This is a genomic window from Nocardioides solisilvae (assembly GCF_003194625.1).
Classification (GTDB): Bacteria; Actinomycetota; Actinomycetes; order Propionibacteriales; family Nocardioidaceae; genus Nocardioides; species Nocardioides solisilvae.
The window spans coordinates 186872-212502 of the sequence record NZ_QHKX01000001.1; the positions used below are offsets into that span (position 1 = coordinate 186872).

At 73.5% G+C, this 25631-nt stretch carries 25 protein-coding genes and 1 pseudogene; 8 read left to right on the top strand and 18 right to left on the bottom strand.

What is annotated here, in order from left to right:
• Positions 1–6: 6 nt before the first annotated feature.
• From DNK53_RS00945 to DNK53_RS00955, 3 genes are all read right to left on the bottom strand, one after another.
• Positions 7–108 (bottom strand): 30S ribosomal protein bS22, encoded by a 102-nt coding sequence (locus tag DNK53_RS00945; RefSeq protein WP_008356322.1) that lies wholly within the window; start codon positions 106–108, stop codon positions 7–9.
• 127 nt (positions 109–235) lie between these two features.
• The gene (locus tag DNK53_RS00950; protein ID WP_110180458.1) at positions 236–436 is read right to left on the bottom strand and encodes a helix-turn-helix domain-containing protein; all 201 of its coding nucleotides are present in this window, start codon (positions 434–436) and stop codon (positions 236–238) included.
• A 179-nt stretch (positions 437–615) separates the two neighbouring features.
• A complete protein-coding gene (locus tag DNK53_RS00955) occupies positions 616–1803 on the bottom strand; it encodes an acetoin utilization protein AcuC (protein WP_110180459.1) in 1188 nt (395 codons plus the stop codon).
• A 116-nt stretch (positions 1804–1919) separates the two neighbouring features.
• Between DNK53_RS00955 and DNK53_RS00960 the strand changes: the two genes are divergently transcribed.
• Positions 1920–2426 (top strand): YflT domain-containing protein, encoded by a 507-nt coding sequence (locus DNK53_RS00960; protein WP_110180460.1) that lies wholly within the window; start codon positions 1920–1922, stop codon positions 2424–2426.
• 25 nt (positions 2427–2451) lie between these two features.
• On the opposite strand, the gene proC is transcribed toward DNK53_RS00960, so the two are convergent.
• From proC to DNK53_RS00990, 6 genes are read right to left on the bottom strand one after another with little or no spacing between them, the layout of a single operon-like run.
• Positions 2452–3255 (bottom strand): pyrroline-5-carboxylate reductase, encoded by an 804-nt coding sequence (gene proC / locus DNK53_RS00965; RefSeq protein ID WP_110181319.1) that lies wholly within the window; start codon positions 3253–3255, stop codon positions 2452–2454.
• 43 nt (positions 3256–3298) lie between these two features.
• On the bottom strand, positions 3299–4246 hold the full coding sequence (locus DNK53_RS00970) for a proline dehydrogenase family protein (RefSeq protein ID WP_239456296.1): 948 nt from the start codon (positions 4244–4246) through the stop codon (positions 3299–3301).
• A gap of 10 nt (positions 4247–4256) precedes the next feature.
• Positions 4257–5015, bottom strand: coding sequence for an ABC transporter permease (locus tag DNK53_RS00975; protein WP_204163693.1), 759 nt, complete (start codon positions 5013–5015; stop codon positions 4257–4259).
• A complete protein-coding gene (locus DNK53_RS00980; protein ID WP_110180461.1) occupies positions 5012–5731 on the bottom strand; it encodes an ABC transporter ATP-binding protein in 720 nt (239 codons plus the stop codon). Before DNK53_RS00980 ends, DNK53_RS00975 begins: the two co-directional genes overlap by 4 nt.
• 13 nt (positions 5732–5744) lie before the next feature.
• Positions 5745–6548 (bottom strand): sugar phosphate isomerase/epimerase family protein, encoded by an 804-nt coding sequence (locus DNK53_RS00985; RefSeq protein ID WP_110180462.1) that lies wholly within the window; start codon positions 6546–6548, stop codon positions 5745–5747.
• 10 nt (positions 6549–6558) lie between these two features.
• Positions 6559–7491, bottom strand: a complete 933-nt coding sequence (locus DNK53_RS00990) for a Ppx/GppA family phosphatase (protein ID WP_110180463.1) — start codon at positions 7489–7491, stop codon at positions 6559–6561.
• A 32-nt stretch (positions 7492–7523) separates the two neighbouring features.
• On the opposite strand from DNK53_RS00990, the gene DNK53_RS00995 reads away from it, so the two are divergent.
• The 3 genes from DNK53_RS00995 to DNK53_RS01005 all read left to right on the top strand — a co-directional run bounded on the left by DNK53_RS00995 (position 7524) and on the right by DNK53_RS01005 (position 9771).
• Positions 7524–8306 (top strand): DUF3109 family protein, encoded by a 783-nt coding sequence (locus DNK53_RS00995; protein ID WP_110180464.1) that lies wholly within the window; start codon positions 7524–7526, stop codon positions 8304–8306.
• Between the two features lie 101 nt (positions 8307–8407).
• Positions 8408–9043 (top strand): VOC family protein, encoded by a 636-nt coding sequence (locus DNK53_RS01000; protein ID WP_110180465.1) that lies wholly within the window; start codon positions 8408–8410, stop codon positions 9041–9043.
• Between the two features lie 128 nt (positions 9044–9171).
• Positions 9172–9771 (top strand): class I SAM-dependent methyltransferase, encoded by a 600-nt coding sequence (locus DNK53_RS01005; protein ID WP_239456297.1) that lies wholly within the window; start codon positions 9172–9174, stop codon positions 9769–9771.
• A gap of 18 nt (positions 9772–9789) precedes the next feature.
• Here the strand turns inward: DNK53_RS01005 and DNK53_RS01010 are convergent, their stop codons facing one another.
• The 3 genes and pseudogenes from DNK53_RS01010 to DNK53_RS01020 all read right to left on the bottom strand — a co-directional run bounded on the left by DNK53_RS01010 (position 9790) and on the right by DNK53_RS01020 (position 12434).
• A complete protein-coding gene (locus tag DNK53_RS01010; RefSeq protein WP_162599691.1) occupies positions 9790–10809 on the bottom strand; it encodes a hypothetical protein in 1020 nt (339 codons plus the stop codon).
• A gap of 79 nt (positions 10810–10888) precedes the next feature.
• A pseudogene (locus DNK53_RS01015) lies at positions 10889–11263 on the bottom strand (sigma-70 family RNA polymerase sigma factor); the annotation flags it as partial.
• A 160-nt stretch (positions 11264–11423) separates the two neighbouring features.
• Positions 11424–12434 (bottom strand): LacI family DNA-binding transcriptional regulator, encoded by a 1011-nt coding sequence (locus tag DNK53_RS01020; RefSeq protein ID WP_239456299.1) that lies wholly within the window; start codon positions 12432–12434, stop codon positions 11424–11426.
• Positions 12435–12585: 151 nt separating this feature from the next.
• On the opposite strand from DNK53_RS01020, the gene radA reads away from it, so the two are divergent.
• Positions 12586–14007 (top strand): DNA repair protein RadA, encoded by a 1422-nt coding sequence (radA, locus tag DNK53_RS01025; protein ID WP_110180468.1) that lies wholly within the window; start codon positions 12586–12588, stop codon positions 14005–14007.
• Between the two features lie 81 nt (positions 14008–14088).
• Complete coding sequence (gene disA / locus DNK53_RS01030; protein WP_110181324.1) at positions 14089–15162, top strand: DNA integrity scanning diadenylate cyclase DisA; 1074 nt, start codon at positions 14089–14091, stop codon at positions 15160–15162.
• Positions 15163–15166: 4 nt separating this feature from the next.
• Here disA and DNK53_RS01035 read toward each other — a convergent pair whose 3' ends face one another.
• Positions 15167–15973, bottom strand: coding sequence for a hypothetical protein (locus DNK53_RS01035; RefSeq protein ID WP_162599692.1), 807 nt, complete (start codon positions 15971–15973; stop codon positions 15167–15169).
• A 69-nt stretch (positions 15974–16042) separates the two neighbouring features.
• Here DNK53_RS01035 and DNK53_RS01040 point away from each other — a divergent pair, with 69 nt between their 5' ends.
• Both DNK53_RS01040 and DNK53_RS01045 read left to right on the top strand, forming a co-directional pair.
• Positions 16043–16765: an AIM24 family protein gene (locus tag DNK53_RS01040; protein ID WP_110180470.1), complete on the top strand. Its 723-nt coding sequence runs from the start codon at positions 16043–16045 to the stop codon at positions 16763–16765.
• Positions 16746–17642 carry an HhH-GPD family protein gene (locus DNK53_RS01045; RefSeq protein ID WP_110180471.1) on the top strand — a complete coding sequence of 299 codons (897 nt, stop codon included), beginning with the start codon at positions 16746–16748 and terminating at the stop codon, positions 17640–17642. The genes DNK53_RS01040 and DNK53_RS01045 overlap by 20 nt, the downstream gene beginning before the upstream one ends.
• Positions 17643–17675: 33 nt before the next feature.
• On the opposite strand, the gene DNK53_RS01050 is transcribed toward DNK53_RS01045, so the two are convergent.
• The 5 genes from DNK53_RS01050 to DNK53_RS01070 all read right to left on the bottom strand — a co-directional run bounded on the left by DNK53_RS01050 (position 17676) and on the right by DNK53_RS01070 (position 25607).
• Entirely contained in the window at positions 17676–18944 is a 1269-nt protein-coding gene (locus DNK53_RS01050) for an MFS transporter (RefSeq protein ID WP_110180472.1), read from the bottom strand.
• Entirely contained in the window at positions 18941–19366 is a 426-nt protein-coding gene (locus tag DNK53_RS01055) for an HIT family protein (protein ID WP_110180473.1), read from the bottom strand. The genes DNK53_RS01050 and DNK53_RS01055 overlap by 4 nt, the downstream gene beginning before the upstream one ends.
• Positions 19363–21591, bottom strand: a complete 2229-nt coding sequence (gene asnB / locus DNK53_RS01060) for an asparagine synthase (glutamine-hydrolyzing) (RefSeq protein WP_110180474.1) — start codon at positions 21589–21591, stop codon at positions 19363–19365. The genes DNK53_RS01055 and asnB overlap by 4 nt, the downstream gene beginning before the upstream one ends.
• The gene (locus DNK53_RS01065) at positions 21560–22546 is read right to left on the bottom strand and encodes a diiron oxygenase (protein ID WP_162599694.1); all 987 of its coding nucleotides are present in this window, start codon (positions 22544–22546) and stop codon (positions 21560–21562) included. The genes asnB and DNK53_RS01065 overlap by 32 nt, the downstream gene beginning before the upstream one ends.
• Positions 22547–23033: 487 nt before the next feature.
• Positions 23034–25607: an ATP-dependent Clp protease ATP-binding subunit gene (locus DNK53_RS01070; protein ID WP_110180476.1), complete on the bottom strand. Its 2574-nt coding sequence runs from the start codon at positions 25605–25607 to the stop codon at positions 23034–23036.
• Positions 25608–25631 lie beyond the last annotated feature (24 nt).

Genomic DNA, 25631 nt, shown 5'->3' on the forward strand with positions numbered 1-25631 from the left:
CCTTGCTTACTTGCCGAGCTTGCGACGCTGCACGCGCGTCTTCTTCAGCAGCTTGCGGTGCTTCTTCTTGGCCATGCGCTTGCGCCGCTTCTTGATGACAGAACCCACGGGAAACCTTTCAACGTCCTCACGGCTCCGACGAGTCGCCGGACCGAGGTGTCAGCCTACTGGCCAGCACCAGCCCGGCAGAATCGGGTGCCACCCGGTGGGCGGCGTCCGGCGGGCGGGAGTCGCCTCAGCCGGCGTTGAAGAAGCTCTTGCGGAGGTACTCGTCGACGTCGTCCTCGGTCACCCGGAACGAGCGGCCCACGCGCACCGCGGGCAGCTCGCCGTTGTGCACGAGGCGGTAGACCGTCATCTTGGAGACGCGCATCATCGCGGCCACCTCGGCGATGGTGAGGAACTTGACGTCTGCCCGGTCCGAGGGGTTGGCCATCTCTGCACCTGTCCTTCTGCCCCACGGCGCCGGCTTCCCCGCCGGCGTCACAGACGTGTGGCGTCTTCGGTGAGAATAGGGCTTCCTGTGACCCGTGGGGAAGAGAATGACTACTGAAACTTCACGGAAACGGCGTGTCGCGTTGATTTTCGGCTGAACGAGGCTCCCGCCGCGGGCTCTCAGGCGTAGGGATCGAGCCCGTGGAGCGGGAAGACCTCCATCCGGGTGGCGTGGATCGCGCGGTCCAGCCAGGTCTCCGGGTCGTAGCCGTCGCGCCAGTCCCGGTAGGCCGGCGTACGGCCGTCGGTCATCCGGTGCGGAGCGCCGCCGCCCAGCACCTCGACCACGTGGTCGCGCCAGGCCTCGGGGGTGTCCTGCGCCGGGTCCAGGGGGTGGCCCCCGACGATCGCGAGCAGGTGGGTCCAGGCCCGCGGCACCACCGTGGAGATCGCGTAGCCGCCCCCGCCTGTGACCACCCACCGCCCGTCCGCGACCTCGTGGGCGAGGTCGTGGAGCGCCAGGTACGCCGCGCGCTGGCCGTCGACGCTGAGCATCAGGTGGGTGAGCGGGTCCTCCATGTGGGAGTCGCAGCCGTGCTGGGTGACCAGCACCTGCGGGGCGAACTCGCGGACGAGCTCGGGGACCACCGCGTGGAAGGCGCGCAGCCAGCCCGCGTCGGCCGTGCCCGGGGGCAGCGCGACGTTGACCGCCGTGCCCGTCGCCTCCGGGCCGCCCAGGTCGGCCGGGAAGCCGGTGCCGGGGAAGAGCATCTGGCCCGTCTCGTGCAGCGAGACGGTGAGCACCCGGGGGTCGTCCCAGAAGACCTTCTCGACGCCGTCGCCGTGGTGGGCGTCGACGTCGACGTAGGCGACGCGCTCCACGCCCTGGTCGAGCAGCCAGCGGATGCCCACCGCCACGTCGTTGTAGATGCAGAAGCCGCTGGCGCGGTCGGGCATCGCGTGGTGCAGCCCGCCGACCACGCTCGCGCTGTGCAGCGACTCGCCGCTCCAGACCTGGCGGAACGCCTCGACGCTCGCCCCGACGACGTGGGCCGAGGCCTCGTGCATGTCGGGGAAGACGGGGTTGTCCTCGGTGCCGAGGCCGTGCTTCTCGTCGACCAGCCCGCGGGTCGAGCCGACCCGCTGCACGGCCTCGATCAGCGACTCGGAGTGCACGGAGGCGATCAGCTCCAGCTCGGCCACCGGCGCCTGCACCACCTGGAGCCCGCGCTCCATCACGCCCAGCTGCTCGGCGAGCCGCATCGTCAGGTCGACGCGCAGGGGCGACATGGGGTGGTGCGGACCGAAGTCGTACTCGGCGAGCGCCTTGTCGAAGACGACGCTCGCGGGCCCGTGGCACTCCCTCATGTGTCGCACGCTACTCCCCGCGCGCCGCGGTCGTGCGCCTTCCCCTGCGCCCGCGTCCCGTGAGGGTCACGGGTCCGTGCGCCCGCCCCCCACCGCTCCTGCGGCAGGATGGAGGCATGGCCGGCTCCCAGATGAACCCCGACACCCGCCTGCTCGCGCTGGAGTTCCCGCAGTCCCTGGCGGTCTACGACACCTACGCCGAGGCGCAGAAGGCCGTGGACCACCTCTCCGAACAGGAGTTCCCGGTCGAGAACTGCATGATCGTCGGCACCGACCTCAAGCAGGTCGAGCGGATCACGGGTCGGCTCACCTGGGGCCGGGTCGCCGGTGCCGGCCTCCTCTCGGGGCTGTGGCTGGGCGTCTTCCTCGGCCTCCTGCTCGGGCTCTTCGTGGAGGGGAGCGGGTGGCTCGCGATGCTGGCGTCGGCGGCCTCGTTCGGCGCGGTGTTCGGCCTGGTCTGGGGCCTGGCCGGGTACGCCGCGACGCGCGGCCGCCGTGACTTCTCCTCGGTGCAGGCGGTCGTCGCCACCCGCTACGAGGTGCTGGTCGAGCACCGGCTGCGCGACCGGGCACGCGAGGTGCTGGCGGCCACCCCGGGCCTGCTGCCCGACCCCTTCGCCTGAGGCCGGTCAGGACGGCGCGACGGCCTCAGGCGCCCTCGGCGAGGGCGCGGGAGCGGTCCCGGGCGGCCTCCATCGCGGCGAGGAAGGCGGCGCGGACCTTGTGCACCTCGAGCTCGCGCAGCGCGGCGGCGGTGGTCCCGGCGGGCGAGGTGACCTGCTCGCGCAGCACGACGGGGTGGGTGCCGGTCTCGCGCAGCATCACCGCGGAGCCGACGAGCGTCTGGACGGCGAGCTCGGTCGCCGTCGTGCGCGGCAGGCCGAGGTGGACGCCCGCCTCGATCATCGACTCGACGACGAAGAAGACGTAGGCCGGGCCGGAGCCCGAGATGGCGGTGACGGCGTCCATCTGCTTCTCCGGCACCCGGAGCACCTTGCCGCAGGAGTCCATGAGCGACTCCGCCTCGGCGAGGTGCGCCTCGTCGCAGTGCGAGCCGGGCGAGAGGGCGGCCATCCCCTCGTCGACGAGCGCGGGGGTGTTCGGCATGACGCGGACCACGGCGACCCCCTCGGGCACCCGCTCCTCGATCCAGGCGGTGGTGATCCCGGCCGCGAGGGAGACGAGCAGCTGGCCGGGTCGCAGCACGGGCGCGAGCTCGGCGAGCACGTCGGCCATGTCCTGGGGCTTGACCACGAGGGCGACGGTCTCGGCGCGCTGCGCCGCCTCGACGTTGCCGAGCACGGTGACGCCGTACCGCTCCTCGAGCTCGGTGGCGCGCTCGGCGCGCTTCTCGCCCACCAGGAGGGTGTCGACGCGCCGGCCGGCGCGGACCAGCCCGGAGAGGAGGGTCTCGCCCATCACGCCGGCGCCGATGATCGCGGTCTGCTTCATGCGGGCCATTGTGCCGGTACGCCGGCCCCGCCCGCCGCGGCCACTACTTCTTGCGGACCAGCGACCTGAGGAAGAGGGAGACGTTGCCGGGCTTCTCGGCCATCCGCCGCATGAGGTAGCCGTACCACTCCGCGCCGTACGGGACGTAGACCCGCATCGTCTCCCCGGCGGCCGCGAGCCGGCGCTGCTCGGCCGGTCGGATGCCGTAGAGCATCTGGAACTCGTAGGTCCCCTGGGCCCGCCCGTAGCGGCTGGCCAGCGACGACGCGATCTGGACCATCCGGGGGTCGTGGGTCGCGATCATCGGGTAGCCCTGCCCGGCGAGCAGGATCTTGAGGCAGCGCACGTAGGCCTTGTCGATCTCGGCGCGCTCCTGGTGGGCGACGTCGGCCGGCTCGAGGTAGGCCCCCTTGCACAGCCGCACCCGCGACCCCTCGTGGGCGAGCGCGCGGCAGTCGTCCTCGGTGCGCAGCAGCGCCGCCTGCAGCACCGCCCCGGTCTCGGGGAAGTCCTTGCGCAGCTCGCGCAGGATCTCCAGGGTCCGGTCGGTGGTGGTGTGGTCCTCCATGTCGAGCGTGACGCTGGTGCCGGCGTTGCGGGCCGCCAGGCAGATGGTCCGGGCCCCGGCCAGCGCGACCGCCTGGCCGGTGACACCGTCGCGGGTCGGCAGCGCCTGGCCGATCGCGCTGAGCTTGACGCTCACCTCGGCGCGCCGCCCCAGCCCCCGGGTCGAGAGCTGCTCGAGCAGCTCGACGTACGCCGCCACCGTGCGGTCGGCCTGCGCCTGGTCGGTGGTGTCCTCCCCCAGGAAGTCGAGGGTCACGGCGAGCCCGTCGGCGACCAGGTCGGCGGTGGCCCGCACGGCGGCCTCGGTGGTCTCGCCCGGCACGTAGCTCGCGACGACGCCGGAGGAGACGGGGAGCGTGCTGATCAGCTCCTTGACCTTGGTGGAGCGCGCGAGCACGAGGATGGGCTGGCGGAGCAACGACATGCGCATCAGGCTACGGGGTACGGCGTCGCAGCGTCGCCGCTCCGACCCCGAGGAGGGCGACGGCGAAGGCGGCGACCACGGCGACGTCCTGCCAGACCTCTCCGGTGGCGGTGCTGCGGCTGAGCCCCGACATCGCGTCGACCGCGAAGGAGAGCGGCAGCAGGTCGCCGACCGTCGCCAGCACGGGCGGCATCTCGTCGCGCGGGACGAGCAGGCCGCAGAGCAGGATCTGCGGCACCACGACGGCCGGCATGAACTGGACCGCCTGGAACTCGGTGCGCGCGAAGGCGCTCACGCACAGGCCCAGCGCCGTGCCGAGGACCGCGTCGGCGACCGCGACGACGGTGAGCAGCCACAGCGGACCCCGCACGTCGAGGTCCAGGAGCCCGACGCTGACCCCGACCGCCAGCACCGACTGGGCGGCGGCCAGCAGCGCGAACGCGACCGCGTAGCCGACGAGGAAGTCGAGCCGTCCCATCGGCATCGCGAGCAGCCGCTCCAGCGTCCCGCCGGTCCGCTCCCGCAGCGTGGTCACGCTGGTGACCAGGAACATCACGAAGAAGGGGAAGACCGCGAGCAGGGCCGGGCCGACCCGGTCGAAGAGCCCGCCGGGCACGTCGGACCAGAGCCACCACAGCAGCGTCATCAGCAGGCACGGCAGCACCAGCAGCATCGCGAGGGTGCGGCGGTCGCGGCGGACCTGGGTGAGCACCCGGCCCGCGACGGCGAGCACCCTGCGGGGGCTCAGCCCCGCGCGGGGGCCGCTCATGCCGACCCCACCAGCCGCAGGAAGGCCTGCTCCACGTCGGCGGCCCCGGTCCGCGCCAGCAGCTCGGCCAGCGAGCCGTCGCCGATCACCGCCCCCTCCCGCATGAGCAGCAGCCGGTCGCAGCGCTCGGCCTCGTCCATCACGTGGCTCGAGACCAGCACCACGGTCCCCGCGTCGGCCAGCCGGTGGAAGAGCGACCAGAGGTCCCGGCGCAGCACCGGGTCGAGGCCGACGGTCGGCTCGTCGAGGACCAGCAGGTCGGGCTCGCCGAGGAGCGCCACCGCGAGGCTGACCCGCGACTGCTGGCCGCCGCTGAGCCGGTCGACCACCCGGTCGGCCTCCCCGGCCAGGTCGACCCGGTCCAGGACCGCCGAGACCCGGGCGGCGAGCGCGTCGCCGCGCAGGCCCAGCACACGGCCGAAGAAGCGCAGGTTCTCGGCCACGCCGAGGTCGCCGTAGACGCTGGTGGCCTGGGTGACGTAGCCGACCCGGTGCCGCAGCCCCGGGGAGCCGGCCTCCTCGCCCAGCACGACCACCCGGCCGGCGCGCACCCGCTGGACCCCCACGACGCTGCGCATCAGCGTGGTCTTGCCGGAGCCCGAGGGGCCGAGGAGGCCGGTGACGCCCCGGTCGACCTCGAGGTCGAGCCCGTCGAGGACCGTGCGGCCGCCGCGCACGACCGTCAGGCCCTCGACCCGCACCGCCGCCCCGGCCACGCCCGCGCCCGCCCTAGCCCGTCCGGACGCCGAGGTGCTCGCGGGCGAAGGCGAGCGACTCGGCCAGGTCGGCGACCCGCTCCTCGACGGTGCCGCACCGGCGGGTGTTGATCTCGACGACGACCGATCCGTCGAAGCCGGTGCCGGCCAGGTGCTCCAGCAGCTCGCGCGCGCGGGTCCCGCCGCGACCCGGCACGAGGTGCTCGTCCTTGGCGCTGCCGTGCCCGTCGGTGAGGTGCAGGTGGCGCAGCCGCTCCCCCATCCGCTCCGCCAGCTCGACCACGTCGGAGCGGGACGTCGCGGCGTGCGAGAGGTCGAGCGTGGTGTGCGCGTAGTCACCGCGGGAGACGTCCCAGTGGGGCGAGTACATCTCCATCGCCCGGGTCCCGCGGCGCCGGGTGGCGGCCCGCCAGGGATACATGTTCTCCACGGCGAAGTGGAGCCCGGTCGAGGCCTCGAGGGCGGCGATCCCGTCCTCGAACCCGCTCGCGTACTCCTTCTGCCAGCGGAACGGGGGGTGCACCACCACCACCGGCGCCCCGAGCGTCTCGGCCATCCGCGCCGAGCGCTCGAGCTTGCCCCAGGGCTCCGTGCCCCAGACCCGCTGCGTCCAGAGCAGGCAGGGGGCGTGCACGGCGCTGACCGGGATGCCGTGGTGCTCCGAGAGCTGCCGGACGGCGGAGGTCTGCTGCGAGAGCGCGTCCATCCCGACCATCACCTCGACGGCGTCGTAGCCCAGGGCCGCCGCGTGGGAGAAGGCGTGCGCGGTCGACTCGGGGTAGACCGAGGCGGTGGAGAGGCCGACCGAGACCGTCACGACGGCGTCCTCAGCCCAGCACCGAGAGCCGGTCGAGGCGCTCGAGGATGACTCCCTCGCGCAGCGCCCAGGGGCAGATCTCCAGCGCCTCGAGGTCGAAGATGTCCATCGCCGCCTCGGCGACCAGCGCGCCCGGCACGATCTGGTGGGCGCGGCTCGGGGAGACCCCCGGCAGGTCGGCGAGCTCCTCGGTGGGGGCGGCGACCAGCTTGGGCAGCCACTCGGCGAGGTCGGCCCGGCGCAGCACCCGCGGCACCAGGGGCCCCTCGGCCGAAGGGGCGGCCCCGCAGATCCGGGCCAGCGAGCGGAAGGTCTTGGAGGTCGCCGCGGCCCGGTGCGGGGTGCCGCCCCGCAGGAGGCCGCCGGCGTCCCGGGCGATCTCGGTGCGGACCCAGCGGCGCAGCTCGCGGACCGACTCCTCGTCGACGCCGCCGGCGAACCGGTCGCGCGCCAGCCGGGCCGCGCCGAGCGGGAGCGACCAGGCGACGTCGGGGGCCTCGTCGGTGCCGGCCGCGATCTCCAGGGAGCCGCCGCCGATGTCGAAGACCGCCAGCCGGCCGGCGGACCAGCCGAACCAGCGGCGTACCGCGAGGAAGGTCAGCCGCGCCTCGTCCTCGCCCGAGAGCACCTCGATCCGGGTGCCGGTGGCCGACGCGACGTGGTCGAGGACGGCGTCGGTGTTGACGGCCTCGCGGACCGCGGAGGTGGCGAAGGCCAGGATCTCCTCGCAGCCCTTCTCCTCGGCGAACTCGATCGCGTGCCGGGTGAAGTCGGTGAGCGCGTCGATGCCGGCCCGGGTCACGGCGTCGGAGGCGTCGAGGTGCTCGGCCAGCCGCAACGGCTCCTTGTGGCTGGCCGCCGGCAGCGGGGCGGCACCGCCGTGCGCGTCCACCACCAGCAGGTGGCCGGTGTTGGAGCCGATGTCGAGGACGCCGAGCCGCATGGCCCCAACGTACCGGGCGTAGGGTTTCCGCCGTGCCAGAAGTCGACCTCGTCTTCCCCCGCGCGTACGTCGAGTTCGCCGACCCCGCCGACCCCGACCAGGTCTTCCGCTGCGACCTCACCTGGCTCACCTCCGCCTACACCTGCATCTTCGGCAGCGGCTGCCGCGGCATCTACGCCGACGCCCCCGACTCCGGCTGCTGCACGCTCGGCGCGCACTTCAGCGACGCCGACGACGAGCGGCGGGTGGCGGCGTACGTCGCGCAGCTCACCCCCGCGCTGTGGCAGCGGCACCCGGGCCGCGAGGTCCGCGACGAGGACTGGGTCGAGGTCGACGACGAGGGCGACCGCAAGACCGCGACGGCCGTCCACGCCGGCCAGCAGGCCTGCGTCTTCCACAACCGACCCGACTTCGCGCCGGGCGGGGACGTCGGCGCGGGCGGCGCCGGCTGCGCGCTGCACGGGCTGGCGCTGCTGCAGGGTCGCCACCCCCTGGAGACGAAGCCCGACGTCTGCTGGCAGCTGCCGATCCGGCGCACCTTCCGCGACGTCGAGCGGCAGGACGGCACCACCTACACCGAGGTCTCGATCGGCGAGTACGACCGTCGCGGCTGGGGCCCGGGCGGGCACGACCTCGACTGGTACTGCTCCGGGAACACCGAGGCCCACGTCGCCGTGGAGCCGCTCTACGTGACCAGCGCGGCCGAGCTGGTCGAGCTGATGGGCCGGCCGGCGTACGACGAGCTGGCGCGGCACTGCGACGCCCACCTGCGGTCGCGGTCGGCGCTGGCCCTGCACCCCGCAGACCCGCGCTGACCGCGCCGGCGCACGCTCGGACGACGCCGCGCAGAACCTCGACGTCAAGAGACCGGTACCCCGGTGCAGCAGCCGGAAAACGACCCGCCAGAATGCTTGACATGCGCCTGGATCACATCTCCTACGCCGCCGGTCCCGACGGACTGGCCGCCACGGCTGAGCGCATCGGGGGACTGCTGGGTCGTGAGTTCCTCGATGGCGGAGTGCACCCTCGCTTCGGCACCCGCAACATGGTCCTGCCCCTCTCGGGCGGGACCTACCTCGAGATCGTCGAGGCCCTGGACCACCCCGCCTCCGACAAGGCGCCCTTCGGCCAGGCCGTCAAGGCCCGGTCGGCCAACGGTGGCGGCTGGCTCGGCTGGGTCGTCGCCATCGACGACCTCGACGCCGTCGAGGAGCGGCTCGGCCGCGAGGCCGTGCCCGGCAACCGGCACCGCCCCGACGGCACCGAGCTGCGCTGGCTGCAGATCGGGGTCAACGGGCTGATCGGCGACCCGCAGCTGCCGTTCTTCATCAAGTGGCTCACCCCCGAGCTCCACCCGAGCACGGGTGCCGACGGCACCTACTCCCTGGCCTGCCTCGAGATCGCCGGCGACCCGCAGCGGGTCAGCGAGTGGCTCGGGGAGACCGTGGAGGCCCCGCTCGAGGACGTCAAGGTCGAGTGGGTCGCCCCCAACGGCACCCCCGGGATCATGGCGGTCCAGGTCCAGACCCCCGCGGGCCTGGTCCGGATCTGACCCGCCCGCCCATCACCCGGCCACCGAGGCGCCACGGCGCCACCCCGAGCCCCAACATCTGGCACCACCCGACCACCTACGAGGTCGAGAACCGGGCCTTCGACCCCGACGGCCTGGTCGAGGCCGCGATGGCGCGGGTTGCCGACTGGCGGGCGCGCACCTTCCTCGACGTCGGCTGCGGCACCGGCTTCCACCTGCCCCGCTGGGCCGAGCGGGCCGCCTCCGTGGTCGGGGTCGAGCCGCACCCCCCGCTCGCCGCGCTCGCCCGGCGGCGCACCCGCCGGCTCCCCCACGTCACCGTGCTCGAGGGGACCGCCCAGGCGCTGCCGCTGCCCGACGCCTCCGTCGACGTCGTCCAGGCCCGCTGGGCCTACTTCTTCGGCCCCGGCTGCGAGCCCGGGCTGGCCGAGCTCGACCGGGTGCTGCGCCGCGGCGGCACGGCCTTCGTCGTCGACAACGACGGGACCCGGTCGACGTTCGGCGGCTGGTTCCGGCGGGGCTTCCCCGAGGTCGACCCCGACGCGGTGGAGCGCTTCTGGTCCCGCCACGGCTGGACCCGCGAGCCCGTGCTCACCCGGTGGGCCTTCGACTCGGTCGAGGACCTCGAGGCGGTCGTGCGGATCGAGCTCCCCACCGCCGTCGCCGAGTCCGTGCTGGCCGAGTGGCGGGCGGCGGGCGGCGGCACCGAGGTCGACTACGCCGTCAACGTGTGGTGGCGCTCGGCCTGAGCCGGGGCGCCGGCCGTGTCAGTAGGGCGCGAAGCCGACCGCCGGGTCGAGGAACCAGGCCTGGCGGTACGCCGTACGTCGCTCCTCCCCCGCGCGCTCGCACGCCCCGGTGGTCACCGTGCAGCGGACCACCTGGACGGTGGCGGTGACCGTCTCGGCGTCCTCGCCCGACGCGTACCCGCCCGTCTCGGGCCGGCGGTCGAGGACCGGCAGCAGGAAGGAGAACGCGTCCTCCCACCCCACCTCGGCCCGCCACCCCGTGTCGGCGAAGGCCTCCCCGGGCACGTCGAGCGACGCCCACCGGCCCTCCTGCGCGTCCCACACCCGCGGGAGCCCGTCGGTGAGCAGCCAGCGGCCGTCGGGCGAGAGGTCGAGCACCTCGCCGAGGTGGGTGCCGGGGCAGGACCCGTCCTCCTCCTCCCACGCCGCGCCGGCGAGCCGGTGCACGGTGACGCAGGCGCCGTCGTCGCCGTACGCCCAGGAGAGCGCGAACCCGGCCGCGCCGCGCCCGAGGGCCCGCACGTCGTCGTCAGGCCCGTCGAGCCGCACGGTCGACCCGTCGGGGCGCAGCAGCCACGTGGTGCCCGCACCGCGCCGGAAGGGGTCGCCCTCGTAGACCAGCCCCTCGTCGGTCCAGCCCAGCAGCTCCCGGGGAACGTGCGGCAGCTCCGTCGTCGCGCCGGTGGCGAGGTCGACCGCCAGCACGCCGTACGCCACCCGCGCGCCGTCGGGCGACACGTGGACCTCGGGGACCCGGATGCCGGAACGGAGGGTGCCCCGCGCCCGGGGCAACGGGTCGAGCCCTCCGCCGGCGTCGAGGATCGCAGGCGCGACCGTCCCGAAGGGGGCCCGGGTGAGCACCACCCAGCGCTCCGCGCCGACCCGGACGGGCGGCATGCTGCGCTCCACCGACGCCGGGACAGGCACCACCCGGTCGCCGTCGCGCAGCCCCTCCCCCGTCCAGGCCGGGAGACGCGGCTCGGGACCCGGCGGCAGGGAGCGGGCCCAGGCCAGCTGCGCCGCGAGCGGGTCGGTCACCGCCGGCTCCTGCACCTCCCGCAGGGACGGCATCACCGAGGCCGCGGCCACGCCGCGAGCCGGAGCTCCAGCTGGTCGGTCATTGCGCCTCCTGCTCGACGGGGTGGGCGGTGCTGGCGGTGCGGGCGGGCTCGTCGAGCGCGGCGCGCAGGGCGGCCAGGCCGCGGGACGCCTGCGCCTTCACGGTGCCGCGGCTGCAGCCGAGGGTGCGGGCGATCTCGGCCTCGGAGAGGTCCTCGTAGTAGCGGAGCACCAGGACGGCGCGCTGCCGCGGCGCCAGGGAGGCCAGCACCGGCCACAGCGACTCGCGGTCGTCGACGGCCACGGACGCGTCGGGGACCGCTCGACGCGGGTCACCGCCCGCGGGGAGCTCGTCGACCAGGGTCTCCGGGCGGCGGCCACGCCACCGCGCCGCGTCGATCGCCGCCCGCGACATGGTCGTGCGCACGTAGGACTCCTGGGCGCCGGCGTGCCGGACCCGCCTCCACGAAGGCCACGAAGTCCGCGTCCCGGTCCACCCGTCCCCCTCACGTCCCGGGGCGGGCGTCGCCCCTCACCAGACAAGACGTCGCCGGCGCCGTACCGGTTGACGCTCGGCTACAAGCTCTCGGCGCTCAGCCCGAGCCGCGGACCTCGAGCGTCGGCGAGAGCAGCACCCCGGTGTTGGCCCGCGGCGGCGTGCTGAGCACCCGGCGCAGCGCCGTGACCACTTCCACCGCGACCTGCTCCAGCGGCGGGCGCACCGAGGTGAGGCCGCCGGGGACGACCTGGGCGACCTGGGAGTCGTCGAAGCCGACCACCGCCACGTCGCGGCCCGCGACCAGGCCGCGCTCGGCGAGCAGCTGCAGCACGCCCATCGCGAGCGTGTCGGAGGCGCAGACGAACGCCGTCGGGGCCGCCTCGGCGAGCAGCACCGCGGCCGCCTCGCGACCGCTGGCCACGGTGTCCTCGACCCGGGACGCCAGCCCGGTGGTGGGGAGGCCGCGGGCGCGCATCGCCCGCACCCAGCCGGAGCGGCGGTCCTCCCCGATGAACAGGTCCTTGCGCCAGCCGATCCAGGCGACCCGGGTGTGGCCGCGGTCGAGCAGGTGGTCGGTGGCCAGGGCGGTGCCGGCGGCGCCGTCGACGTCCACCCAGGCGTGGGTGGCCGACGGGTCCTCCCACGGGCGGCCGAACGCCACGAAGGGGGCGCGCTGCTGGGTGAGGAAGGCGGCCTGCGGCGCGCCCAGGTAGGTGTCGGTGACGACGAAGGCGTCGACCGCCGTGGAGCGGAGCAGGTCGTCGTAGGCCTGCAGGGGCTCGGTGTCGTCGTCGGAGAAGAGCAGGACGTGGTAGCCGTGCAGGGCCGAGGTCGCCACCAGCTTGTGCAGGAAGCGGTCCATCAGCGCGTTGGCCGTCCCCTCCTGGGCCGGGGTGAACCGGAGGCCCACCAGGTGGGAGTGCCGGGTGCGCAGGTTGCGGGCGGCGCGGTTGGGCGAGTAGCCGAGCTCGTCCACGACCGCGCGGACCCGCTCCAGCGTCTCGGGCCGCAGCAGGTGGGGGTTGTTGAGGGCGTTGGAGACCGTCTGCCGGGAGACCCCGGCCCGCTCCGCGACGTCGGCGAGGGTGGGCGGGTTGACCGGCACGGTGCACCCCCCTCGTCCTGGCCACGTGCGCTGGCTTGTATCGATCCAACCGTCGATCCGTGCAGCATAGGCGCTCGCGCCAGGACCGGCACCGGGCCCGGCCCGGACGGGACCGTCGGGACTGTCGGCGGCGTGGCCTAGCGTCGTCCCCATGAGTCGAGGAGTCCGCAGCCGCCCCGCCTACCGCTGCTCCGAGTGCGGGTGGGAGACCGCCAAGTGGGTGGGTCGCTGCGGGGAGTGCCAGGCCTGGGGGTCCGTCGCCGAGGCCGCGGCCGTCCCGGCGGGGCGCACCCAGGCGACCCCGGTCAGCACCCCGGCGGTGCCGATCGGCCAGGTCTCGGTCGAGGAGTCGGCGTTCCGCTCCAGCGGCGTGGCCGAGCTCGACCGGGTGCTGGGCGGCGGGCTGGTCCCCGGGGCGGCGATTCTGCTGGCCGGCGAGCCCGGGGTCGGCAAGTCCACGCTGCTCCTGGAGGTGGCCGCCCAGACGGCCCGGCTGCGCCACCGCACGCTCTACATCACCGGCGAGGAGTCGGCCTCCCAGGTGCGGCTCCGGGCCGACCGCACCGACGCGGTCCACGACGAGCTCTACCTCGCGGCCGAGACCGACCTGGGCGCGGTGCTCAGCCACATCGAGCAGGTCAAGCCCACCCTCATCGTGGTCGACTCGATCCAGACCATCGGCGCCCCCGGCGTCGACGGCGTCCCCGGCGGGGTGAGCCAGGTCAAGGAGGTCGCCGCCGCGCTGGTGCGGGTCGCCAAGACGCGCAACATCACCACGGTGATCGTCGGCCACGTGACCAAGGACGGCTCGATCGCCGGGCCCCGCGTGCTGGAGCACGTCGTCGACGTGGTGCTCCACTTCGAGGGCGACCGCAACTCGCGCTTCCGGATGGTGCGGGCGATGAAGAACCGGTTCGGGCCGGTCGACGAGGTCGGCTGCTTCGACCTCGCCGCCGAGGGGATCCGGGCGGTGGCCGACCCCACGGGGCTCTTCGTCGAGCACCACTCCAAGCAGGTCCCGGGCACGTGCGTGGCGGTGACGATGGAGGGCAGGCGGCCGATGCTGGCCGAGGTGCAGGCGCTGGTCGCCCCCACCCCCGCCGAGCGACCGCGCCGCACCACCTCGGGCGTCGACTCCTCGCGCGTCTCCATGGTGCTCGCCGTGCTGCAGCAGCACTGCGGGATCCGGCTGCACAACATGGACGTCTTCGTCTCGACCGTGGGCGGGGCCCGGGTCCACGAACCGGCCAGCGACCTCGCGATCGCGGTCGCGCTGGCCGGGGCGACGTTCGGGATCCCCGCGCCCACCGGGGTGGTGGCGATGGGCGAGATCGGGCTCGCCGGCGAGCTGCGCCGGGTCCGCGACCTGCCGCAACGGCTCTCGGAGGCGGCACGCCTGGGGTTCAAAGTCGCCGTCGTCCCCAGCGAGCGCCACCGCCCCCCGGGCCCTCGCTCCCCGGAGTCATGGACCGTCGACGGCATGCAGGTGCTCGACGTCGGCGACGTCGCCACGGCCCTGGGCCTGCTGCGGATCACCAAGACCCGCGCCCGCGCGCTGCGTCCCATAGACTGACCCGCGGAGCGCTGCCGCCACCGGCGTTCAGGGGCTGGACGTGCGTGGCTGGACGTGTGGACGGAGGATGCCTTGGTCGGTATCGAGCGCAGCGACGAGAGCCTGCGCCTGCGGGCGACCCTGGCCTCGATCGCTCCCGGGACCCACCTGCGCGACGGCCTGGAGCGGATCCTGCGCGGCCGCACCGGCGCCCTCATCGTGCTCGGCCACGACAAGTTGGTGGACTCCATCTCCACCGGCGGCTTCACCCTCGACGTCCCCTTCACGGCGACCGGGCTGCGCGAGCTCGCCAAGATGGACGGCGGCATCATCGTCGACAAGGACGTCACCCGGATCCACCGGGCCGCGGTCCACCTGATGCCCGACCACACGATCTACTCCGAGGAGACCGGCACCCGGCACCGCACGGCCGACCGGGTGGCCCGGCAGACCGGCTTCCCGGTCATCTCGGTCTCCCAGTCGATGCAGATCATCGCGGTCTACGTCGGGGAGACCCGCTACGTCCTCGAGGACTCCGGGCAGATCCTCTCCCGGGCCAACCAGGCGCTCGCCACCCTGGAGCGCTACAAGCTGCGCCTCGACGAGGTCTCCTCCACGCTCTCCGCCCTCGAGATCGAGGACCTCGTCACCGTGCGCGACGTCGCGGTCGTCGCCCAACGGCTCGAGATGGTGACCCGGATCGCCCGGGAGATCGAGGACTACGTCCTCGAGCTCGGCACCGACGGCCGGCTGCTCTCCCTCCAGCTCGAGGAGCTGGTCACGGGGGTCGACGCCGACCGCCAGCTGGTGATCCGCGACTACCTGCCGAGCGGCAAGACCAAGTCGCCCGAGGCGCTCCTCGACGACCTGGGCCTGCTCTCCCCCACCGAGCTGGTCGACCCGGCCGCGGTGGCCAAGGCGCTCAACCTCACGACCGGCGACCACCTCGACGGCGCCGTGGCCCCCCGCGGCTATCGCCTCCTGGCCAAGGTGCCGCGGCTGCCGGCGCCCGTCGTCGACCGCCTGGTCGAGCACTTCGGCGGCCTCCAGCAGCTGCTGTCGGCCGGGATCGACGACCTCCAGGTGGTCGACGGCGTGGGCGAGCTGAGGGCCCGCAGCGTCCGCGAGGGGCTCTCCCGGCTGGCCGAGTCGAGCATCCTCGAGCGGTACGTCTGACCCGTCAGTCGCGCAGGGTCGGCTCGACCGCGCCCGACGGCTGCGGCTGCGACGGCGACCGCCGCTCCTTCTTCTTCTTGTCCTTCTTGTTCTTCCCGCCACCCTCGCCCTGCTGCCGCGGCTCGGCGGCGCGCGTCTCGGTGATGGAGGCCGCGGTCCGCTCGAACTGGACCTCGGTCGGCTCGCCCTCGAAGGCGGCCGCCATCACGTGGTAGTAGCCGGGCATCGCCCAGGCGGTGTAGCGCGAGCACTCGGGGTCCGAGCGCTTCCCGCTCCACACGAACGGCACCGTCGTGTCCGTCTCGCGGTAGAGCACGACGTCCTGGGTGGGCACGGCAGCCGGGCAGTGGCTGCTGAACCAGTAGTCGTCGCTGCCCGAGCTGATCTTGACCGTGACGGTGTCGGCCGACACCTGCCAGGTGCAGGCCTCGGTCTCCCGGGTGCGGAGCACCAGCGCCATGTCGACCTTGCCGTCGGTCCGCGGGGCCCCGACCGCGGGGGTGACCACGACGTCGCCGTTGGTGCAGGGGCCGCTCGGCGTCGGCAGCGGCGGCGGCTCGGGGGTCGCCTCGGGGGTCGGCTCGGGGACGGGCTCGGGCGCAGCCCCTCCGGACGCCGCGACCTCGGGACCGGGGGTGACCTCCGCGCCGGCGGTGGTGGCCTGCACGTCGGCCTGCCGCTCCTCGGCGTCGCCGGCGAAGAGCCGGGCCACCCCGAAGGTGAGCGCGAAGACGGTCGCCAGCACGAGGACCCGGCGGAACCAGTACACCCGGGCGGGCAGGGGCCCCTTGGGCGCGGTCCAGGCAGACATGGCCGCAAGGTACCGACCCGGAGCGCCCAGTGGTGGGTGCCACACCGGGGGACGGCGTACTCTGCGCGCATGCGCAGCGAGCTCTTCAGCCGCGTCCACGAGGAGGTCTCCACCCCCGAGGCGCTGGCGCTCCAGAACGGCTACCTCCTCAAGGCCACGCTCGGCCCGCCGGTGGTCGCCACCAAGGGCTCGATGGTCGCCTACCAGGGCGACGTCGCCTTCGAGCACAAGTCGGCCGGCTCGCTGGGCAAGCTGATCAAGCGGGCCGTGACCAGCGAGGACACCCCGCTGATGACCGTCACCGGCCGGGGCGAGGTCTTCCTCGCCGACCGCGGCCGCAACGTCTTCCTCGTCGACCTCGAGGGGCCCCAGGACGCCCTGAGCATCTCGGGCACCAGCCTGCTCGCCTTCGAGTCCTCCCTCGAGCACGACGTGCACCGCGTCAAGGGCGCCGGCATGCTCGCCGCCGGCGCCTTCAACACCCTCGTGCGGGGGCGCGGCCGGGTGGCGCTGACCTGCCACGGCACCCCGCTGATCCTCGACTGCAGCCGGCAGCCGACGTTCGTCGACATGAACGCCGTGGTCTGCTGGTCGGCCAGCCTGCAGCCGACGGTCCAGAGCTCGATGAACGTGCGGTCGCTGCTGCGCGGCGGCACGGGCGAGGCGTTCCAGTACGCCTTCCACGGCCCGGGCTTCGTGGTCGTCCAGCCGTCCGAGGGCGACCCCCAGGCCCCCACCGACGGCTCCTCGAAGGGGTCGGGCGGGTTCCTCGGTGACGTCTTCGGCGGCTGAGGCCCCGCCCGCGGAGCAGCTCCACGGGCCGGTGCTCGCCTGGTACGACGCGCACGCCCGCGACCTGCCCTGGCGGCGGCCCGAGGCGTCGCCGTGGTCCGTGCTGGTCTCCGAGCTGATGCTGCAGCAGACGCCGGTGGTCCGGGTGCTGCCCGTCCACGCGGCGTGGCTGGAGCGCTGGCCCACTCCGGCGGCGCTGGCCGAGGAGCCCGCCGGCGAGGCGGTGCGGGCGTGGGGCCGGCTCGGCTACCCCCGCCGGGCGCTGCGGCTGCACGCCGCGGCGACCGCGATCGTCGAGCGGCACGACGGGGAGGTGCCCGCCGACCGCGACGAGCTCCTCGCCCTCCCCGGGGTCGGCGACTACACCGCGGCGGCCGTCGCGGCCTTCGCCTTCGGCCGCCGCGTCGCGGTGCTCGACACCAACGTGCGCCGGGTGCACCAGCGGGTGCTGCGCGGCGCGGAGTTCCCGCCCGACGCGGTGCGGGCCCACGAGCGCCGCGACGCCGAGCTGCTGCTCCCCGACGACCCGCCCACGGCCGCGACGTGGTCGGTGGCGGTGATGGAGCTCGGCGCCCTGGTCTGCACCGCCCGCGCCCCCCGGTGCGGCGAGTGCCCCGTCGCCGACCTCTGCGCCTGGCGCGCGGCCGGCCACCCGGCGTACGACGGTCCCCCGCGCCGCGGCCAAGCGTGGGAGGGCACGGACCGGCAGTGCCGCGGCCGGCTCTTGGCGGTGCTGCGCGAGGCGCACGGCCCGGTGCACCGCTCCGCGCTCGACCGGGCCTGGCCCGACCCCGTGCAGCGGGGCCGGTGCCTCGCCGGCCTGGTCGCCGACGGGCTGGCGGTCCCGGCCGGTCCCGACGGGTACGCGCTGCCCTGACCTGCGCCCGGGTCCCGCCTCAGGCGTCCCGGCTCAGGCGTCCCGGGCTGCGGTCCCGGACTCCAGGTCCCGGAGGCCCCGCACCTGCGAGAGGACCAGGAACGCGGGCGCCGCGAACGCCGCCAGCCCGAGGACGAGCAGCGTGGCACGGCTGCCGACGGACTCGGCGAGCAGACCGGCCACCACGCTCCCCACGGGGAGGGCGCCCCACGAGACGAACCTGACCGTCGCCATCACCCGGGACAGGAGGTCCGGCGGCGACGCCAGCTGCCGGTACGTGCGGGTGGTGATGCTCATGACCACCGTGCCGGCGGTGAAGACGATGGTCCCCACCGCGAAGACGGCCATCCCGACCCACGAGCCGCCCCAGGGGATCAGGACCGCGCCGGCCGCAGCCACGAGGCAGCCCGCGACCGTGATCCGGGCCGTGCCGAAGCGGGCGGCCAGGGGTGTCGCGAGGGCAGCCCCGACGAGGGCGCCCACCCCCTCGGTCGCCAGCAGGAGCCCGACGAGCCAGCCCGACGCGTCGAGCTCGCGCACGAGGTAGACGGGGAAGAGTGCCAGGTGTGCCCCGCAGACGAAGTTGAGGGCGGTCGCCGACCAGGTGAGGGGCGCCATCACGGGGTGGCCGGCGACGAACCGCCAGCCCTCGCGGATCATGGCCGTCACCGGGGGCCACTCGTCGCGCCGCTCGCTGTCCCGGGCAGGGAGGGTGCGCAGGAGGACGGCCGAGGCCACGTAGGTGACGACGTCGACCAGGAGTGCGACCACTCCGCCCAGCGCCGAGACCAGCAGTCCGCCCAGCGACGGGCCCGCGACGCCGGTCACGGCGTCGGTGCCGGACATCAGGCTGTTGCGCCGCTGGAGCTCGTCGTCGTCGACGATCCGAGGCAGGAAGGTCCAGGTGGCCACGTCGAAGAGCACGTCGCAGAGGCTCACCACGAGCCCCACGACCACGAGGTGGGCCACGGTCAGCTCGGCCAGCCACCAGGCGAGGGGGACGGAGAGGATCGCGGCCGCTCGGGCCAGGTCCATGGCGACCTGGCCGCCCCGGAGGGGGAAGCGCTGCACGATGACCCCGGCGGGGAGCCCCAGCACGAGCCACGCGACGTTGGCGGAGGCCGCGATGAGCCCGAGCTCCAGCGCCGAGGCGTCCAGCACCGTCACCGCGACCAACGGGATGGCGATCGCGCTGACCGCCGTACCCGTGCGGCTCAGCGTGAGGGCGGACCAGAACCGCCAGAAGATCGCCGCCGAGCCCTCGGTCGTGCCCCGGGGCGAGGCGTCGGCGGTGGCCGTCACGACCCCTCCTTCCAGGAGTGGCGCAGCTGCGCCGCCACCTCGTCGAGCGCCGTGCGGTCGTAGGGCCGGGGCGGGGACGCCAGGGTCATGCCGTCCTCCGGGGCCCGGGGGATCACGTGGAGGTGGGAGTGCGGGACCGACTGCTGGGCCGCCGTCCCCTGCGACATCAGGAGGTTGATCCCCTCCGTCCCGGGGAGCCGGGCGACCAGGACCGCCAACCGACGGGCCACGGACCACAGGTGGGCCCCGGTCCCCTCCGGCAGGTCGGTGACTCCCGCGTGGTGGGCGACCGGCGCGACCAGGAGGTGCCCCGGACGGACCGGGTGCACGTCGAGGAACGCCACCACCTGCTCGTCCCGGTGCACGAACGAGGCCTCGACCTCCCCCCGGACGATCCCGCAGAACAGGCAGTCCGCCGTCATTGCCCGGACACCTCGAGCAGGCCCTCCCCGTGGGCGGTCGTGGCCATCTCGAGGACGCGCACGGGATCGGCGCCCAGCGCCCCGGCCACCTCGTCGGCGCTGGTCTCCGCCCGGAACGACTGCAGCACGTCGACCCAGAGCGCGGACTCCTCGTCGTCGAACGTGTAGGCGACCACCCCGTCGACGGCCAGGAGCCGTACGTCGGGGGCCGACGAGTCGCTGAGGAAGCGGAGGCCCCCGACCAGGCGCATCCGCGTCGCCGGGCCGACCGGGGCCGCCTCGAACACCCGCTCCGCGATGGCCGCCTCGCTCTCCTCCCAGACGTCGACGACGAGCTCCTCCTCGACCTCGACCCGGTGCGGGTCGAAGGAGACGGACGGCAGCTCGGCGACGAGGTTCTCGAGCAGCCCCAGGTTGACGACGGCGAGGACGTACTCGAGCGAGGCCAGCGACGGGTCGGACTGCAGCGCCGTCACGACGCCCCACAGGGCGTCGCGGTCGACCAGCTCCTTCGCCCCCGGGGCGCTGAGGGCGTCCTCGAGGAGGGCCCGCCGGTCGACGCAGAGCATCCGCACGAACGCCCGCTGGTTGTTGTAGCCCCGGTCGTCGTAGTAGAAGCTCACCTTCGGCCGCGCGACGATGTCGGGCGGCAGCACGGACTCGAGGCCGCGACGCAGGATGGCCTTGTCCCAGAAGAGGCTCTCCCGCATCTCGACCGGGACCCCGTTGGTCAGCTCGACGATCCGGTGGTCGAGGAACGGCACCCGGGCCTCGATGCTGTTGCCGGCGGCGGTGCGGTCCTCGTGCCAGGTGTTGTACTGCTCGATGTCGTGGGTCTTCCACCGCACGAACTGGCGGTACACGTCCCCGCTCACGGCCGGCGTCAGCAGGTCGCCGTGCCGCGGGTCGTACCAGGGTCGCAGCTGGGGGTGCTCCCGCAGGTAGGTCGCACGAGCCATGTCGTCGAGGGTCGAGAGGAACCCGGCCCACCCTCCGCCCGCGGACAGCTTCTTGGAGTAGCCACCGTTGAACTCGTCGGAGGCCTGCCCCAGCATCATCGCCTTGAGGCGGGGGCGGGTGGCACGCGCGAAGCGGTGCAGCTGGTACTTGTAGAAGTGCTCCGGGCTGGCCTGCGGCGTCTCCAGCAGCCAGAGCAGCGCGCGCCACTCGTCACCGCTCGGCACGCGCTCGGTGTCGAAGAGGATCTGGTGGTTGGGCAGGCCGGCGAACGCCGCCGTCCGGTGGGAGTACTCGGCGTCCCCGTTGACCACCGTGCTCCCGGTCAGCGCCGTGAACGTGTGGATGCCGCTGCCCTGCGAGAAGGCCGCGACGGCGGCGGAGTCGATCCCACCGCTGAGCAGCAGCCCGACCTCGCAGTCGGCCGTGAGGCAGTCGCGGACCGAGGACTCCAGGAGGTCGCGGTACGCCACCACGATCTCCTCCTCGGAGGCGTCGGAGAGGTCTGCCGCGACGTCCACGTCCCAGTAGCGGCGCACGGTCTCCTCCCCCGTGTCGAGGTCGATGGTGACCGTGTGCGCCGCGGGGACGACGTGGATGTCCTCGAACCACGTGTTGACCCGGCCCGACACCAGCGTCAGGTCGAGGTTCAGCGCCGGGTCGCGCAGGGCGCCGTGCCAGTCGAGGCGCCGCGGGGTCCGGCCCTCGTGGAAGAGGGACTTGATCTCCGAGCCGAAGACCACCCGCTGCTCGTCGCGGTGGTAGTACAACGGCTTGATCCCGAACCGGTCCCGGCCCATCACGAGCTCGCGTCGGCGGTTGTCGAGCAGGGCGAAGGAGTACATCCCCCTGACCCGCTCGAGGAACGCGAGCCCCTCGTCGAGGTAGCCGTGGAGCAGCACCTCGCAGTCCGAGCTCGTCGCGAAGGTGTGCCTGCCCCGGAGCCGCTCCTCGAGCTCCCGGTGGTTGTAGACCTCCCCGTTGACCATGAGGACGACCTCGCCCTCCCGGTGCACGAAGGGCTGGCGCCCGTCGGCCGGGGCGAGCAGTGAGAGGCGCTGGAACCCCAGGCTGGAGCACTCGTCGTCGTAGTGGACCGTCTCGTCGGGTCCGCGGTGCAGGACCGCCGCGTTCATCCGTCGGACGGACTCGCGGTCCGCCTCGGTGGTGCGACCGCCCACGCGGCACAGTCCGACCATTCCGCACATGGCAGCTCCGTTTCTCTCGATCAGCTCGTCAGGTGGCCACGGCCACGTCGGCACGGGCATCGGCGTGGGCGGTGAGCCGCTCGTCGCCGTACTGGGCGGCGCCCAGGCGCAGGAACAGGTCGATCGTCCGGCGGGCGGAGCCGCGCGCCGAGGCTCGCACCGCCTCCTCGGAGAAGACCTCGGACAGGACGTCGTCGACGACCCCGGGCCGGAGGCCGAGCGCCTCCAGGTCCCGGCGGGAGGCCTCGACCTCCGGCGCGGTGAACGCCGCGATCAGGTCGGGCAGGACCGCGGTCGAGAAGCGCCGGTCGCCGGCCGACATCTGGGCCCAGAGGTGCTGGGCGAGGGTGGCGAAGTAGGCGTGGTGCCGGCCCTCGTCGCGGGCGTGGTCCTTCATCGTCTGGGCGACCGCCGCGTCGACGTGGTCCGCACGACCGACGTCGCCGAGGTTGCCGGTGATCAGGGTCTCGCTCACGATGACGAAGAGGAGCTCCACGAGCGCCCGGCGCTCGGGATGGGCCTCCATCAGGCCGGTGAGGCGCTGCAGGAAGACGGGGCGCTCCGGGAGCTCGGGGGCGACGCCGGACGCCCGGTGCACCTGGCGGACCAGGTCCGCCGAGAAGAGCGCGTGGTACGCCTCGTCGACGCTGATCCGGTAGGCGTCGAAGACCATCGGCTCGGGCAGTGCCAGCCCGAGGCTGCCGTGGGCGATCCGGAGCGCGGTCCGGTTGACGACGAGGTGCTCGAGCTTCGCGGTGAAGTCGAGGAAGCGGTACAGCTGCTGGACCTTGAGGTGGCCAGCCGCCTCCGGCGCCAGGGTGGCCAGGGCCTCGCTGCGCAGCAACGGGGTCAGCTCGGCGGGGAAGGCCTGGAGGATGCTGAACCCGTCGGCGACGACCCGCCGCGGCGCGGTGCGCACCGATGCCTGGCGGTCCCACGCCTCGAACGCGCTCGCGTAGTCGGCGTCGTCAGGCGTGACGGCTCCCGTCCCGCGCAGCAGGTCCTTCGGGCACACGTCCGCCAGCGGACATCCGGCGAACAGGCCGACGGTTCCACACATCATTCCCCCGAGACGATCAAGTGCTGGGCGGCGGCCGAGTGGCGCCGCGGTGGTGGCGGCCCGCCTCCGGGGAGGCGGGCCGCACGTGCGCGTCAGATGCGCGCCATCGCCGCGGTGCGCGCGTCGATCTGCTTGTCGGAAACCTTCGTCATGGAATTCACCCCCTGTCGCCTGCTGCACGTGCGGGTCCATGGAACAGGACCCGTCGGAACGGCGGAAAAGGGCAGCACAGGACAAAGGTCAGCGCGCCCGAACCCGCCGATGACCCCCCGAGACACTGAGAGGCGGCGGACATGCAAGCAGAACCGAAACCACCTTGATAAGGGCGCTGATCAAGGAATGAGACCGGCTGGAACGGAGCCGGTGCACACGCGCAGCGACGGCCCGGCCGACCGTGAGGTCGACCGGGCCGTCGCTGGCGTGCTGCGGGTGGAGCCGGGGCTCAGTCCTCCGACGAGCGGGGGACGTCGACCGGGCCGGCAGAGTCGTCGGGCCCCTCGCCGATCGGGCCCTCGACCACCGTCTCGAGCGGCGGCATGTCGGGCAGCGCGTTGACCTTCTGGCCCTCGAACGTGAAGGTCGCGGAGGGACCCTCGCCCTCGACGTCGACCAGCACGATCTGACCGGGGCCGATCTCGCCGAAGAGCATCTTCTCGGCGAGGGTGTCCTCGATCTCGCGCTGCACGGTCCGGCGCAGCGGACGGGCGCCGAGCACGGGGTCGAAGCCCCGGGTCGCCAGGAGGTTCTTGGCCGCCTGGGTCAGCTCGAGCTGCATGTCGCGGTCCTTCAGGCGCTTCTCGACGGCGTCGATCATGTTGTCGACCATCGCCACGATCTGCTCCTGCGACAGCGGCGGGAAGACGATGATCTCGTCGACGCGGTTGAGGAACTCGGGCCGGAAGTGCTGCTTGAGCTCCTCGGACACCTTGCTCTTCATCCGGTCGTAGGAGCCCGCCGCGTCGCCGACCTGGGAGAAGCCCAGGTTGACCGACTTGGCGATGTCCCGCGTGCCGAGGTTGGTCGTCATGATGATGACGGTGTTCTTGAAGTCGACGACCCGGCCCTGGGAATCGGTCAGGCGACCCTCCTCCAGGATCTGGAGCAGCGAGTTGAAGATGTCGGGGTGCGCCTTCTCGACCTCGTCGAAGAGGACCACCGAGAACGGCTTGCGCCGCACCTTCTCGGTCAGCTGGCCGCCCTCCTCGTAGCCCACGTAGCCGGGGGGCGAGCCGAAGAGCCGCGAGACGGTGTGCTTCTCGGAGAACTCCGACATGTCGAGCTGGATGAGGGCGTCCTCGTCGCCGAAGAGGAACTCGGCCAGCGTCTTGGAGAGCCACGTCTTGCCGACGCCCGAGGGGCCGGCGAAGATGAACGACCCGCCGGGACGCTTCGGGTCCTTGAGCCCGGCCCTGGTGCGCCGGATGGCGCGGGAGAGGGCCTTGACGGCCTCCTCCTGGCCGATGACCCGCTTGTGGAGCTCGTCCTCCATCTTGAGCAGGCGGCTGGACTCCTCCTCGGACAGCTTGACGATCGGGATGCCGGTCGCCACGGCGAGCACCTCGGCGATCAGCTCCTCGTCGACCTCGGCGATCTCGTCCATGTCGCCCGCGCGCCACTGCTTCTCGCGCTCGGCCTTCTTGGCGATGAGCTGCTTCTCCTCGTCGCGCAGGCGGGCAGCGGCCTCGAAGTCCTGCCCGTCGATGGCGCCCTCCTTGCGCTGGCGCACCTCGGCGATCTGCTCGTCGAAGGCCCGCAGGTCCGGCGGCGCGGTCATCCGGCGGATCCGCAGGCGGGAGCCGGCCTCGTCGATCAGGTCGATCGCCTTGTCGGGGAGGAACCGGTCGGAGATGTAGCGGTCGGCGAGGGTGGCCGCGGAGACCAGCGCCTCGTCGGTGATGGTGACGCGGTGGTGGGCCTCGTAGCGGTCGCGCAGCCCCTTGAGCATCTCGATGGTGTGCGCGATCGAGGGCTCGGCGACCTGGATCGGCTGGAAGCGGCGCTCGAGCGCGGCGTCCTTCTCGAGGTACTTGCGGTACTCGTCGAGGGTGGTCGCGCCGATCGTCTGCAGCTCGCCGCGGGCCAGCATCGGCTTGAGGATGCTGGCGGCGTCGATGGCGCCCTCGGCGGCACCCGCACCCACGAGGGTGTGGATCTCGTCGATGAACAGGACGATGTCGCCGCGGGTGCGGATCTCCTTCAGCACCTTCTTGAGGCGCTCCTCGAAGTCGCCGCGGTAGCGGCTGCCGGCGACGAGGGCGCCGAGGTCGAGGGTGTAGATCTGCTTGTCCTTCAGCGTCTCGGGCACGTTGCCCTTGACGATGTCCTGGGCCAGGCCCTCGACGATCGTCGTCTTGCCGACGCCGGGCTCGCCGATCAGGACCGGGTTGTTCTTCGTGCGCCGCGAGAGGATCTGCATGACCCGCTCGATCTCCTGCTCGCGCCCGATCACCGGGTCGAGCTTGCCCTCGCGGGCGGCCTGGGTCAGGTTGCGGCCGAACTGGTCGAGGACCAGCGACGAGGACGGCGCCTCGCTGCCGCTGGTGCCGGAGCCCGTCGCGGCGCCGGCCGACTCCTTGCCCTGGAAGCCCGAGAGCAGCTGGATGACCTGCTGGCGCACCCGGTTGAGGTCGGCGCCGAGCTTCTGCAGGACCTGGGCGGCCACGCCCTCGCCCTCCCGGATCAGCCCGAGCAGGATGTGCTCGGTGCCGATGTAGGAGTGGCCGAGCTGCAGCGCCTCGCGCAGCGAGAGCTCGAGGACCTTCTTGGCGCGCGGCGTGAACGGGATGTGGCCCGAGGGCGCCTGCTGGCCCTGGCCGATGATCTCCTCGACCTGGGCGCGGACGGCCTCCAGCGAGATGTCGAGGGACTCCAGCGCCTTGGCCGCGACGCCCTCGCCCTCGTGGATGAGGCCGAGCAGGATGTGCTCGGTCCCGATGTAGTTGTGGGAGAGCATGCGGGCCTCTTCCTGGGCCAGCACGACAACTCGTCGGGCACGGTCGGTGAACCGCTCGAACATGTGCGCCTCGATTCTCAGCAGTGT